Origin of the sequence: Chitinophaga hostae (assembly GCF_018224885.1) — a bacterium.
In the GTDB taxonomy this organism is placed as follows: Bacteria; Bacteroidota; Bacteroidia; order Chitinophagales; family Chitinophagaceae; genus Chitinophaga; species Chitinophaga hostae.
Genome location: NZ_JAGTXB010000001.1, coordinates 849,680 through 862,555 on the forward strand (window position 1 = coordinate 849,680; position 12,876 = coordinate 862,555).

Genomic DNA, 12,876 nt, shown 5'->3' on the forward strand with positions numbered 1-12,876 from the left:
AAAAATTAGCGAGGATGTTGGCGTTATTCGCTTCCATCTTCGCTAATCTCCTAAATTAAAAATATATCATCAGGCTAATCGTTAAAATCAGATTAATCCTGGGTGAGATAAAAATCGCTTTATTTCTTTTTCCTTGCCATAGCTTTTTCGGCTGCAGCAACGATATGATCCGCATCGAGGCCATATTTTTTCAGCAGGTCCAGTGGCTTACCACTTTCGCCGAAAGTGTCGTTGGTACCTACATATTCGATTGGAACGGGAATATGGCGGGAGGCTACCTGTGCAATGCTATCGCCCAGGCCACCCAGTACGTTATGTTCTTCAGCGGTTACAGCACAGCCGGTTTTCTTCAGGGAAGCGATCACGGCTGCTTCGTCCAATGGCTTAATGGTGTGGATGTTGATGATTTCAACACTGTATCCTTTTTCTTCCAGGATTTTGCCGGCTTCGATGGCGATCCATACCAGGTGGCCGCAGGCGAACAGGGTAATGTCTGTTCCTTCGTGAAGGATCTGTGCTTTACCTACTTCAAACTTTTGGTCTTCCGGGGTAAAATTAGGCCATTTCGGACGACCGAAACGCAGGTACACCGGGCCTTCGTAATCAGCGATAGCGATGGTAGCAGCTTTGGTTTGATTGAAATCGCATGGTACGATGACAGTCATTCCGGGCAGCATTTTCATCATGCCGATGTCTTCCAGGATCTGGTGGGTTGCGCCATCTTCACCCAGGGTAAGACCTGCGTGGGAAGCGCATATTTTTACGTTTTTGTTGGAGTAGGCTACTGACTGACGGATCTGGTCATATACCCTACCGGTAGAGAAGTTGGCAAAAGTAGTTGTGTAAGGGATTTTACCGCCAATGGTTAAGCCGGCGGCGATACCTATCATGTTAGCTTCTGCAATACCCACCTGTACAAAACGATCGGGAAATTCCTTAATAAAAGCGTTCAGTTTCATGGAACCGAGCAAATCTGCTGTCAGGGCAACTACGTTGGGGTTTTTGCGGCCCACTTCCAGTATGCCTTCACCAAACCCACCGCGGGTTTCTTTTTCATTTAGTGGTTGAATATCTTTTACCATTGTGGTCTTTTTAAAAATTGAAGCGTAAAAGTAAACATTAAAAAACGGAGATCCTAGTTACTCAGGACTTTATTGCGCAGACTTACTTCCCATTGCCATGCGGTGCGCATACTGTCTTCAATACCAATTTCCGGTGACCAGTGCAGCTTTTCTTTTGCCTTGGAATTGTTGGCGTAAATAGAGATCACATCACCTTCCCTGCGTGGGCCGGTGGTATAGTTCAGTTTAATACCGGATATTTTCTCAAAGGCTTTGATGGCTTCCAGTACTGTTACGCCATTGCCGGTGCCCAGGTTGAACACTTCGCAGTTGCTTTGGTTGCGGTGTTCAATGAGGTATTGTAATGCTTTGGTATGAGCATTGGCGATATCCATTACATGGATGTAGTCGCGTACGCAGGATCCGTCGCGGGTATCGTAATCAGTACCAAACACAGTCATTTTAGGAATTTTCCCGATGGCTGTTTGGGTGATTACCGGTACCAGGTTGTCTGGTTTGCCGAGTGGCAGTTCACCGATGAGCGCAGAAGGATGCGCGCCTACTGGGTTGAAATAACGCAGGAGGATGGACTGGGTATCATTTACGCGGCTATAGTCTTCTATGATCTGTTCACCGATTTGTTTGGTGCGGGCATAAGGAGATTGGGCTTCGCCGAGCGGAGTTTCTTCCACTACGGGCAAGGCTTTCGTGTTACCGTAAACAGAGCAGGAGGAAGAGAACACCAGGTTGGGAACATTATACTCTTTTACGCATTTCAGCACGTTAATAAGGGACGTGAGGTTGTTCTGAAAATACATCAGGGGCTCTGTTACTGATTCTCCCACTGCTTTCAGCGCAGCAAAATGGATGACCCCAACAATATCCCTGTTTTCATGAAATACTGCATTGGTATCTTCCAGGTTACAAAGGTCAACTTTGTAATTGCGTACCTTTTTCCCGGTAATTTTTTCTATACCATCTAATAATTGGGTGCTGCTCCTGATATTACTGTCTACAGACACTACATCAAATCCATTATTGATCAGATCTACAATAGTATGTGCGCCGATATAGCCACACCCACCCGTAACAAGAACCTTCATGATATTTCAGATTTACGTTTATTTGTTATTTCAGAACATTTTTTGTTTCAGTACTGTTTCGAGGTATGTGCCGTAGCCGCTTTTCAGCAAGGGTTTAGCCAGTTCTTTCAGTTGGCCGGCGTCGATAAATCCTTTACGGTAGGCAATTTCCTCGATACAGGCAATTTTTATTCCCTGTCTTTGTTCGATTACCTGTACAAACTGTGAGGCTTGCATGAGTGAATCAAAGGTACCGGTATCCAGCCAGGCGGTACCGCGGGGTAAGATAGAAACTTTTAATTTTCCGCGCTGTAAATATTCTTTGTTTACGTCTGTGATTTCGTATTCGCCCCGGGGGCTTGGTTGCAGTTGTTTGGCAATTTCCACTACATCGTTGTCGTAGAAATAGAGGCCGGGTACTGCATAGTTTGACTTGGGTTGGGTTGGTTTTTCTTCGATCGATAATACTTTCATATCGTCTCCGAATTCAACCACGCCGTATCTTTCGGGATCGGATACCTGGTAAGCATATACGATACCGCCGTCGGGGCTGGCATTGTGCGATAGCTGGGTGCCAAGACCGGCACCGTAGAAGATGTTATCTCCCAAAACCAGGGCTACACTATCATTACCAATAAATTTTTCACCTATAACAAAGGCCTGTGCCAGTCCGTTAGGATTGGGTTGTTCTGCGTAGCTGAGCTTTAGTCCCAGTTGTTGGCCATCTCCAAAAAGGCGTTGAAAAGCGGGCAGATCATGGGGTGTTGAAATGATCAGGATATCCTTAATACCTGCCAGCATTAAAGTAGAGAGCGGGTAATAGATCATTGGTTTATCATACACCGGCATTATCTGTTTGCTGATGGCAAACGTAATGGGGTGCAACCGGGTGCCGGAACCGCCGGCCAGGATAATTCCTTTCATTTATAAGCTCAATTTTTGATGGTTACTCATTGATGGCTTTCTAAATTATCAGAAAACCGCACAAAAATAGCGGCTCTCTTTCAAATGGAGGGCTTTTTTTTTACAAAAAAGCCCTCCGTAAGTACCGGAGGGCTTTTTGAATATTGATATGATCATCTGTTAAATAAACAGATTAACGATAAAATAGGTGAGAGCAGCCAGCAGTCCGCTGATGGGGATGGTCAACACCCAGGCCCAAAGCAGGGAAACGGTAACACCCCAACGAACGGCGGACAATCTTTTGGTAGCGCCTACCCCCATGATAGCACCGGTGATCACGTGGGTAGTACTGGCTGGGATACCCAGGTGTTCTGTCAGGAAGAGGGTAATAGCGCCGGAGGTTTCCGCGGCTACCCCTTCCAATGGGGTTACTTTGGTGATGCGGGTTCCCATCGTTTTAACGATTTTCCAGCCACCGCTCATAGTACCCAATGCAATACAGGTAAAGCAGGCAAGCGGTACCCAGTCCGGCATCGCCTTGATATTGGTGATATAACCGGCAGATACCATGGCTGCGGAAATGATCCCCATTACTTTCTGGGCATCATTACTACCGTGTCCAAGGCTGAGGGCAGCGGAAGAAGCCAGCTGCAGGCGTTTAAACCAGCTCTCGGCACGATACGGATTTGCCTTGCGGCAGATGTTTACGATGATCAGGGTAATAATAAAGGCCACAGCCATACCGATAAGCGGCGCCAGTACGATGAAATATACGGTAGGTAATACTTTATGATAATTGATTACCTCGATATTGCCGCCGGAAGCAGTTACTGCGGCGCCAATGAAGCCACCGATCAGTGTATGGGAGGAACTGGAAGGAATACCAAGCCACCAGGTAAAGAGGTTCCAGGTAATGGCTGCCACCAGTCCGCAAAGGATTACCTTGAGGGTAATGAATTGTTCAAACACTGAGCTGGCAACGGAATTGGCCACTTTGAACTCACCGATTATATATTTGGCGATAAAAAAAGCCGCAAAGTTGAAAACTGCGGCCCAAAGTACTGCCTGAAAAGGTGTCAGCACCTTGGTCGACACAATTGTGGCGATAGAGTTGGCAGCATCATGAAAACCGTTGATATAGTCAAAAATGAAGGCCAGTATGATAATTATTACTAATAAAGTCATGACTTAGGGAGAATTATGCGTTCAGAACTGTAATCCCCTTATCAGGAGTACTTGATAATAATGGTTTCTATTACATTGGCGCAGTCCTCGCATTTGTCGGTAGCGATTTCCAGGGCCTGGTAGATTTCACGCATTTTAATCAGTTCTGCCGCATTTTGCTCAGTATCGAACAAGTCGGCGATGGCCATATCGTAGATATCATCAGCATGGTTTTCCAGGCTGTTGATTTTTACACAGGCGTCTGTAATGACGCGCATATTTTGCATGTTGCGCAGTTCGGGGATGGCTTTGGCGAGTTCCAATACGCCCAGGTGGATCAGTTCTGCGAGTTTCCGGATGCTGTCGTTGATGTAGTGAACCTTGTAGAGGTCCATTCTCTTGGCGGAACCGTGGATATAGTCTGCCACATCGTCCAGTGTAGCGGCCAGGTAGTGGATATCTTCACGATCGAACGGAGTGATAAAGTTTTGTCCGAGTTCAACAAATATGCGGTGTGTGTAGTCGTCGTTCTTGTGTTCCAGGCGTTCTATCAGGTGCACTTTATCTTTTCTCACGGCCAGATCAGTAGTAGCTACCAGCTCATTGAGCACGGTTGCCATTTCTACCAGATTGGAAGCCACGTCTTCAAACAAAGAATAAAATACCCGGTCTTTCGGCATGAATAGTTTAACAAAAGAATTGAAGCCTCCCATACGTTTGAGTTTATAATTTGCCGCAAAATTAGCTTTCTCGATCTATCCCTACCAGCGAAAAACGCGAATTAATAATTCCTTAACACTGGATTAATATAAAAGTAATATAGCGATTTTTCCTTTGTATAGAAAATTATACTCATAAACAGGCTGCCTACAAGCTGTACATACCACCTATTGATGTCAGAAAAACGCCCATTAGATATTGCCGTAATCTCCGATGTACATCTGGGAATCTACGGGTGTCACGCTAAAGAACTGATCCAGTATCTCGACAGCATTGACCCGCGGATACTGGTACTGAACGGGGATATTATTGATATCTGGCAATTTAGCAAACGCTATTTCCCAAAAGCCCATACCAAGGTTATCAGGAAGATATTGAAGATGATCGGGAAAGGAACAGAGGTATACTACCTCACCGGCAATCATGATGAGGCCTTGCGCAAATATGCCGGTTTTGAGCTGAGTAATTTCGTGATCGATAATAAGCTTGTGCTGGACCTGGATGGGAAAAAGCACTGGTTTTTTCATGGCGACGTATATGATGTGACCATGAAAAACTCAAAATGGCTGGCCAAACTGGGTGGGAAAGGGTACGACCTGCTGATTATCCTGAACAGGCTGGTAAATAATGTATTGGAAAGCCTGGGAAGGGAAAAGATGTCGTTTTCCAAAAAAGTGAAGCAGGGCGTAAAATCGGCCGTTAAATTTATTTCGGATTTTGAGCAAACGGTCGCCGAAATAGCAGCGGATAAGGACTTTGATGTAGTGTGCTGCGGGCATATCCACCAGCCCCTGATCAAAGAAATGCAGGTGGGCGATAAAACGGTGACTTACCTGAATTCAGGTGATTGGGTAGAAAGTCTCACTTCTCTCGAATATATAAACCAGCAATGGACCCTGTACCAGCACCCCGTTACAAAGGCAAAAATTGTATTGGCAGAAGATGATGATGATGCCGCTGCTGACTGGGATGCTACCCGGATCATTACCTTTCCGGGCAGCTGATGATCCGGCTATTAGCTATTAGCTTTTAGCAGTTAGTGACTAATCTTAGTAGCAGTTAACCCTTTAAGTGTCGTTTTTGCCGCAACTTCCCCGGTATCAACAGCTGAAAAGTTATATCTGATATTTTATTATATATTTAAATTTAAATATTATTTTCACAAAATCATAACAAGCGCTTAATATTAAATTAAAGGTAGACTGTTAAGTTTGCCAGAGAAATAATTAAGTGTGACGATAGTGTACATTTAAAAAGCAGAAAAACAGCTAGATGAAAGTATTGAAGTTACATCCTCTGATGACCATCTCCTTATTGCAGATGCAGATCCAGCGTTTGCTTTTTTGTAACGTGGCGGTATATATCCGTAGTTCACTTGCCAATGCTTTTGATACATTAAAGGAGGCTGGATTTGAAGAGGAGGTGCTCATAGAATTTCCGATCGATGAAACGCTCAGCTTGAGGGAATTTGAGGAAGAGGTAGAAGAGCGGTTTAATTTTTCGCTGGAATTATGTAACAAGGACAACAAGCCTTTCATGAATAAGAGCCAGCACCTGTTCCAGATTGCGGGCGCAACCGATAAAAAGGAAGAGCGTAATTATCAGCTCGATATTTCACTGGATATGCTGATGAATAATAACCGACAGTCGCCGCAACAGAATTTGTGGTAATAATCGTTTTTCAGTAATGCTCCGGGCTGTATGTTTCCCGCTTTGTTTTTTAACCTGATGCTGTATTCCTTCTTTTCGTGTAGTTATTCCCGTTAGCCCCACTCTCAAAACATTTATCAATTAACATTCTGGTAATGCCCTCTTAACGCTGCGGTAATGTTGCGCGGATACTTTTGCTCACGAAATTAAAACTGGCTTAAATCCAGCTTAAAATCTTCTTAAAATTTTATTGTGAAGCAAACCTATTCCGTACTGTTACTGACACTGTTAGCGTGTTGTTTTTTTGCCAACACCACCTTTGCCGCAGATCCTTCTAAAATTACCGGTAAGATAACCGATAAGAAAACAGGCGAGCCCCTGATTGGTTTAACTGTAGTGGTAACGGGCACTGGCAAAGGTGCTGTTACAGATGTGGAAGGCAGATATAACCTGACGATACAACCAGGTACCTATACCCTGGAATTTAAATTTATGGGTTATCAGACTAAGTCTGTTTCAGAAGTCATAGTAACTGCAGGCAAACCTACCTATCTTGATATTGTAATGGAGGAACGCAGCTCCAAGAGCCTGAAAGAAGTAGTTATTTCCGGCACCGCCAAACAGGAAACGATCAATTCCCTGCTTACGCTTCAAAAAAATACCAATACAGTTGCCCAGGTGGTATCGGCGGAAGCCATCCGGAAATCGCCGGACAGAAATACCGGGGAAGTACTGAAAAGGGTTTCCGGCGCTTCTTTGCAGGAGGGTAAATACCTGGTGGTAAGAGGACTGGCCGACCGTTACAACCAGGCAACGGTGAACGGTGCTTTGTTGTCCAGTACAGAGCCTGACAGGAAAACATTTTCGTTCGATCTTTTTCCTTCCAATATTGTTGAAAACATCGTTATCAATAAAGCAGCAGTGCCTGAATTGCCTGCTGAATTTGCAGGTGGCCTGGTACAGGTAAATACAAAAGATATTCCTTCGGAAAATTTCCTGACCGTATTAGCTGGTACCGGTTTTAATACAATGTCTGTTGGAAAGGATTTTTACACTTATAAAGGAGGAAATAAAGACTGGTTGGGTGTAGATGATGGAACCAGGGGGTTGCCGGTAGGATATCCTTCAAAGGAGCGTTATAATGATTTAACTGCTGCAGAGAAAATAGCAGTATCCAGATCATTCCCCAATATCTGGTCTGTTAACACCAAAAGCGCTCCCCTTAATTCCAATTTTCAACTTGCAGGAGGGATTAACAAAGGCAAGGAAGGAAAACGTTTTGGAGCAGTGTTGTCGCTGAGCTATAACCGTAATAACCGGAATTTTGATACCTATCGTACAGACTTCGATAATGATGGGTCCAGGATTTATAACTATTACGATAAAAAATCTACCCAGAATGTACTGTGGGGCGGACTTGCTAACTTATCTTATCAGTTTGGCAAGAACAAAATAAGTTTAAAGAATTTATACAGTATTAATTCTACTATCTCTACAACAGTAAGAACCGGCAACAACATCCCTTCTGATGCAGATGTCCGCGCTTATGAACTGGGCTTTAACAGTAACCGTATTTATACTTCACAACTGGTAGGAGAACATTTTTGGGAGAAGGCAAAAGTGAAAATCAGGTGGAACGGCAGCTATACTAATATGAACCAGGAAGTGCCCGATTTACGCAGATTGGGATATAATAGTGCTGCAGGTAAAAATGATTATTACGCCAATATATCATCCGGTGGATCTGCAACGCTTACCGGATCGGGACGTTTCTATTCCAAACTGAACGATAATATTTGTGGAGGAAATGTTGACCTGAGTCGTTTTGTGAAAATAGGCGGGGCTCAACAGCAGATAAAACTGGGATACCTTATTCAACGTAAGGAAAGGGATTTTTCCCCGCGTGCGCTGGGATATACCCTGTTTGACCCGAGTGATCCGGCGGCCGGTAAGTTAGTCCGGTTAAGTCCTGATAAATTATTTGCACCGGAAAATTTCACAGAACGTTTATTGCGTATGGACGAAATTACAAACGGGCCGGATGCATACCAGGCAAGCGCTTTATTGAATGCAGGTTATTTGCAGCTTGATAATACCATTAGAGAAAAATGGCGGTTGGTTTGGGGAGTACGTATAGAACAGTTCAATCAATCTATTAAGTACGTAGAGGATGGGCCACAAAATAATAAAACAAGTGTAACAGATGTATTGCCATCGTTGAACCTTACCTATTTATTGAATACAAAAACCAATCTTAGGTTCAGTGCATCTCAAACCGTAATAAGACCTGAGTTTCGCGAGCAGGCTCCTTTTGCTTTCTATAATTTCGAACTGTTGGCTACGGAGTCAGGCAACTCAAATCTAAGAAGGAGTAAAGTTACTAACCTTGATTTGCGCTATGAGCTATATCCCTGCTCAGGTGAGGTGTTGACGATTGCTGGCTTTTATAAAAATTTTGACGCTCCGATTGAAAGGTTTTATAATAGTGGCGCAGGATCAGTGGGACTCACCTATCTGAACGCACCCAAGGCCAATAGCGCCGGCGTAGAGGTGGAAATAAGAAAGAACCTTGATTTCCTTAGTAAGAATAACCCTGGAATATTACAGTCATTCACGGTGTTTTCGAATGTGGCTTATATCTATAATCAAGTTTCATTCGAGAAAGACAAATTGTTGAAAGCCCGTCCTATGCAAGGTCAATCACCTTATGTTATAAATGTTGGTTTGCAATATGAGAAAGAATCAACGGGAACTACCGCAAATATCTTATTTAATCGTATTGGCAGAAGAGTGTTTATTGTTGGAAATGATACTGAACCCGACGTATACGAAGCACCGCGTTCGCTGCTCGACTTCATGGTGGCACAAAAGATTTTCCGCAAAGGAGAAATTAAGCTGACTGTTAGCGATATACTGAATCAATCCGCCAATTTTTACCAGGATAGTAACGACAATGGAAAGTACGATAAAGCATCAGACTACCTGAGAATAGGCACCAAAGCGGGTACGAATGTGAACCTTTCAGTATCCTATAAATTTTGATACGAGTAATATTAGGAAAAATAGATTTTAAAACTGCATTAATTACAATCCATCTGACATGAAAAAAATTCTGTTCCCTGTAATGTTTTTAGCTGTTATCATTAGTTCCTGCAGCAAAGACAATGATCCTGAAACGCCTCCGGTACAGCAAGTTGATATGACGAAGGCTACTATTGAAAGGACTTCGAATAACAGTGAATTCAAAGAATCGCCAGAAACGCTGCCAAAACAAATAACCACCAATACAGTTTTAAAAACAGGTAAGACTTATTTATTGAGTGATTTTGTTTTTGTATTGAATGGTGCTACTATTAAGATAGAGCCAGGTGTAACTATCAAAGGTTCTAAGCAACCCAAAAGCGCATTGATCATTACAAGAAATGGTAAGATAGATGCTCAGGGAACTGCAGCCGCTCCTATTGTGTTTACTTCCAGCCAGGCTACACCTAACAGTGGCGACTGGGGTGGCGTCATCCTGTTGGGAAATGCGCAGAATAATGGTGCATTAAACGGCGTTGCTGGTTTGATGTCAATTGAAGGTGGAGTGAATACAACTGCTACCGGATATGGCTTGCACGGCGGAACAAAATCCGATGATAATTCCGGAATTATGAAGTATGTACGAATTGAATATCCGGGTATTGCATTTGTGACCGATGATGAAATTAACGGTCTTACTTTCGGTAGCGTTGGTTCAGGTACTACTATGGATTACATCCAGGTAAGTTATTCCGGAGACGACTCTTATGAGTGGTTCGGAGGTAGCGTTAATTGTAAGCACCTGATTGCTTACCGTGGAACAGATGACGATTTTGATACTGACAATGGCTTCTCTGGAAAGATCCAGTTTGGTCTGTCTTTACGCGATGCAGCAATTGCTGACTTTGCAGTAAACGGTGCGTCTAACAGTTTTGAATCAGATAACGATGCACAGGGTACTACTAAAACGCCACAGACTGCTGCAGTATTCAGCAATATGACGCTTGTTGGCCCATATGCAAATGCTGCTCCTGAAGCTACTGCTGCCCCTTACAAAAGAGGTGCTCATATCAGAAGAAACAGCTCTATCTCTATCTTCAATTCTGTATTTGTAGGCTGGCCTGTAGGGTTATTCATCGACGGTGCACCTTCGGAAACGAATGCTACCGCTAATTCACTGGAATATAAGAATAACACAGTTGCTGGTTGCCCTGTATTAGTGGCACCGGGTACTGCAGCCTTTAATTCTGTAAACTGGTTTAATACCGCAGCATTTGCTAATAAAACACTTGTAGGAAATGCAGATGTAAAACTGACCAATACAGGATATACCTCTTTTGATCCAGCACCAGCTGCTGGTTCTCCATTGTTGGCCGGTGCCGACTTTAGCAGTGCAAAACTGGGTGGTGGTGCATTTACCGTAACCACTTATGTGGGTGCAGCGGCATCAGGCGACAGCTGGTTTAAAGGCTGGACAAAGTTTGCAAACAAATAGTATTTATTAAAATTTCATAAACTGTAGCTATACCGCCCGGTTTTTTACCCGGGCGGTTTTTTAATGTCTGCTTAGCTTCTGTATTTTGCCGGATATGAGAAAGGCAGCACTATCAGCGCAGCCTTTCCTGTTCCTGGCGTTTAGTTTTACTTACCCAGTTTAGCCATATACTTTTCCGGTGCTTTTTCAAATACGCCTTTACACGTGGTGGAGCAGAAATGCACGGTATCTCCTTTATAAACAGCCCACTCTTTATACGCCGTATCATAAGGCATTTCGCAAACGGGGTCCGGCAGTTTTCCATTGGCATCTACAGCGGGTTTCCCGGCGGTAGTGGCTTCCGGAGTAGCCGGCATCGTGTTATTTTCCGCTGGTTTATTTTGCTGAGCACAGGCAAAGAGGAATAATGCGCTACAAAACAGAATAAGATATTTCATATCGTTTAATAATTTTATTCAGGCCAAAGGTACGTTTGAATATGGAAATGAAAAAGGAGCCTGTTTTTTAAAAAAACAGGCTCCTTTTTATAGTTGAGATAAGGTGTTTGTTAGTCGTTATAGAAAATTGTGAACGAACTGGTAATATCTGTAACAGAGGGACTTGAATCGGCAATGATTTTAATCTGGCAAATATTTTCGTAATTGTAGGAAGACCCTGAATGGAAAGTATTTCGCATGAAAACCCTGTTGCGTGCATAACTGCCAGTATTAGGTACTGAGGTTGCAAAGTTGCCTTTTTTTACGCCATACTGATAAAACTCTATGGTTACAGTGGTGGTAGATACAAGGTTTTTATCCCAGCGAACCTCGAGCAGATCGTTGTCATTATATAGTGTAACATAATTTGTATAAGTATATTTTGTTCCCGGAGCCGTGATCCATTTGTCGTAGGTCCCAAACGGATAAAGATAGTTTACGGCGATAGTATCATATTGTGAAAAGCCATTCCATGAAAATAGGGCAGTTCCACCATTCATTACGGAATTAATATCAGAAGAAGGTGTGCCTGGTATTTGATTGGCACCATAAGGATTTACTGGTTCTCCCATGCTCTGCCAGTTGGTATGCCGGAGACCCAGACAGTGGCCTATTTCATGTGCCATGTTATAGCGCTTGGATTCATTTGATATATTACCGCTGTTAAAATCATAGTTGATCAGCACCTGAAAGCCTGGGGCGCCGTTTGTTGTAGGAAATTCTGCTGCAGCAATAACATTGGAGGGTAAACTTCCTTCGTCGCTTTTGAAAATAATGTCCGCGTAATTTTCTTTATCAACACTGATAACATCGTGGAAATTGATTTTAGAGTTATGTACACCAGCCCAACTTGTAAAAGCAGCATAAATGGCCTGTTGCCAGTAAAAGTCACTCACGTGAGCCACACTAAATTTGATATTATCAGCTCTGGCCCCACTGATAAGGTTGTAAGTTGCAGTTTGTTCAGTTTGAACATTCTTTTTGCTGTAATATGCTTCCAGCTTCTTCATGTCTGTTAATTCTTTGTTGAAGAGCAGATCTCCAACTACATAGTATTTTCCCAGGTCCTGTATGCGATCCTTTTTAAAACCATATTCAATAAGTTTTTCGAGGAGGGCTTTGGAGGCAGCGGTTTGCCCTTCAGGAGACTTAATGGGTTCACTTTTTTTACAGGAAAAAAAGATACATGAAATAATGATAACCAGACTGGTTAATTTGAGCATTTTCATAAATGATTATTGTTTTAGGAATAAAATACAGGTAACTAAGTACAGTACCATTTTCCCATCAGTCGGGCCAACCGG

At 43.2% G+C, this 12,876-nt stretch carries 11 protein-coding genes; 4 read left to right on the forward strand and 7 right to left on the reverse strand.

The features are described 5' to 3' along the window. Window positions 1-119: 119 nt before the first annotated feature. The 5 genes from KE626_RS03565 to KE626_RS03585 all read right to left on the reverse strand — a co-directional run bounded on the left by KE626_RS03565 (window position 120) and on the right by KE626_RS03585 (window position 4,923). The gene (locus KE626_RS03565) at window positions 120-1,082 is read right to left on the reverse strand and encodes a transketolase family protein (RefSeq protein WP_211971494.1); all 963 of its coding nucleotides are present in this window, start codon (window positions 1,080-1,082) and stop codon (window positions 120-122) included. Window positions 1,083-1,135: 53 nt separating this feature from the next. Then, window positions 1,136-2,164 carry a UDP-glucose 4-epimerase GalE gene (gene galE, locus KE626_RS03570; protein ID WP_249207229.1) on the reverse strand — a complete coding sequence of 343 codons (1,029 nt, stop codon included), beginning with the start codon at window positions 2,162-2,164 and terminating at the stop codon, window positions 1,136-1,138. 30 nt (window positions 2,165-2,194) lie between these two features. After that, window positions 2,195-3,067 carry a glucose-1-phosphate thymidylyltransferase RfbA gene (gene rfbA / locus KE626_RS03575; RefSeq protein WP_211971495.1) on the reverse strand — a complete coding sequence of 291 codons (873 nt, stop codon included), beginning with the start codon at window positions 3,065-3,067 and terminating at the stop codon, window positions 2,195-2,197. Window positions 3,068-3,226: 159 nt separating this feature from the next. After that, window positions 3,227-4,231 (reverse strand): inorganic phosphate transporter, encoded by a 1,005-nt coding sequence (locus KE626_RS03580; protein WP_211971496.1) that lies wholly within the window; start codon window positions 4,229-4,231, stop codon window positions 3,227-3,229. 41 nt (window positions 4,232-4,272) lie between these two features. Next, the gene (locus KE626_RS03585) at window positions 4,273-4,923 is read right to left on the reverse strand and encodes a DUF47 domain-containing protein (protein ID WP_089892063.1); all 651 of its coding nucleotides are present in this window, start codon (window positions 4,921-4,923) and stop codon (window positions 4,273-4,275) included. A 180-nt stretch (window positions 4,924-5,103) separates the two neighbouring features. Between KE626_RS03585 and KE626_RS03590 the strand changes: the two genes are divergently transcribed. From KE626_RS03590 to KE626_RS03605, 4 genes are all read left to right on the forward strand, one after another. After that, a complete protein-coding gene (locus KE626_RS03590) occupies window positions 5,104-5,934 on the forward strand; it encodes a UDP-2,3-diacylglucosamine diphosphatase (protein ID WP_211971497.1) in 831 nt (276 codons plus the stop codon). Between the two features lie 268 nt (window positions 5,935-6,202). Further along, window positions 6,203-6,601, forward strand: coding sequence for a hypothetical protein (locus KE626_RS03595; protein ID WP_211971498.1), 399 nt, complete (start codon window positions 6,203-6,205; stop codon window positions 6,599-6,601). Window positions 6,602-6,832: 231 nt separating this feature from the next. Beyond that, window positions 6,833-9,622 carry a TonB-dependent receptor gene (locus KE626_RS03600; protein ID WP_211971499.1) on the forward strand — a complete coding sequence of 930 codons (2,790 nt, stop codon included), beginning with the start codon at window positions 6,833-6,835 and terminating at the stop codon, window positions 9,620-9,622. A gap of 58 nt (window positions 9,623-9,680) precedes the next feature. Continuing rightward, window positions 9,681-11,096, forward strand: a complete 1,416-nt coding sequence (locus KE626_RS03605; protein ID WP_211971500.1) for a hypothetical protein — start codon at window positions 9,681-9,683, stop codon at window positions 11,094-11,096. A gap of 146 nt (window positions 11,097-11,242) precedes the next feature. Here the strand turns inward: KE626_RS03605 and KE626_RS03610 are convergent, their stop codons facing one another. Then, window positions 11,243-11,533, reverse strand: a complete 291-nt coding sequence (locus tag KE626_RS03610; protein ID WP_211971501.1) for a YHS domain-containing protein — start codon at window positions 11,531-11,533, stop codon at window positions 11,243-11,245. 110 nt (window positions 11,534-11,643) lie between these two features. After that, on the reverse strand, window positions 11,644-12,801 hold the full coding sequence (locus tag KE626_RS03615) for a M57 family metalloprotease (protein WP_211971502.1): 1,158 nt from the start codon (window positions 12,799-12,801) through the stop codon (window positions 11,644-11,646). Between the last annotated feature and the right edge of the window lie 75 nt (window positions 12,802-12,876).

Excerpts from the sequence above, each read along its gene's own strand:
- KE626_RS03565 (WP_211971494.1), bottom strand. The coding sequence starts at position 1,082 with ATGGTAAAAGATATTCAACCACTAAATGAAAAAGAAACCCGCGGTGGG.
- galE (WP_249207229.1), bottom strand. The coding sequence starts at position 2,164 with ATGAAGGTTCTTGTTACGGGTGGGTGTGGCTATATCGGCGCACATACT.
- rfbA (WP_211971495.1), bottom strand. The coding sequence starts at position 3,067 with ATGAAAGGAATTATCCTGGCCGGCGGTTCCGGCACCCGGTTGCACCCC.
- KE626_RS03580 (WP_211971496.1), bottom strand. The coding sequence starts at position 4,231 with ATGACTTTATTAGTAATAATTATCATACTGGCCTTCATTTTTGACTAT.
- KE626_RS03585 (WP_089892063.1), bottom strand. The coding sequence starts at position 4,923 with ATGGGAGGCTTCAATTCTTTTGTTAAACTATTCATGCCGAAAGACCGG.
- KE626_RS03590 (WP_211971497.1), top strand. The coding sequence starts at position 5,104 with ATGTCAGAAAAACGCCCATTAGATATTGCCGTAATCTCCGATGTACAT.
- KE626_RS03595 (WP_211971498.1), top strand. The coding sequence starts at position 6,203 with ATGAAAGTATTGAAGTTACATCCTCTGATGACCATCTCCTTATTGCAG.
- KE626_RS03605 (WP_211971500.1), top strand. The coding sequence starts at position 9,681 with ATGAAAAAAATTCTGTTCCCTGTAATGTTTTTAGCTGTTATCATTAGT.
- KE626_RS03610 (WP_211971501.1), bottom strand. The coding sequence starts at position 11,533 with ATGAAATATCTTATTCTGTTTTGTAGCGCATTATTCCTCTTTGCCTGT.
- KE626_RS03615 (WP_211971502.1), bottom strand. The coding sequence starts at position 12,801 with ATGAAAATGCTCAAATTAACCAGTCTGGTTATCATTATTTCATGTATC.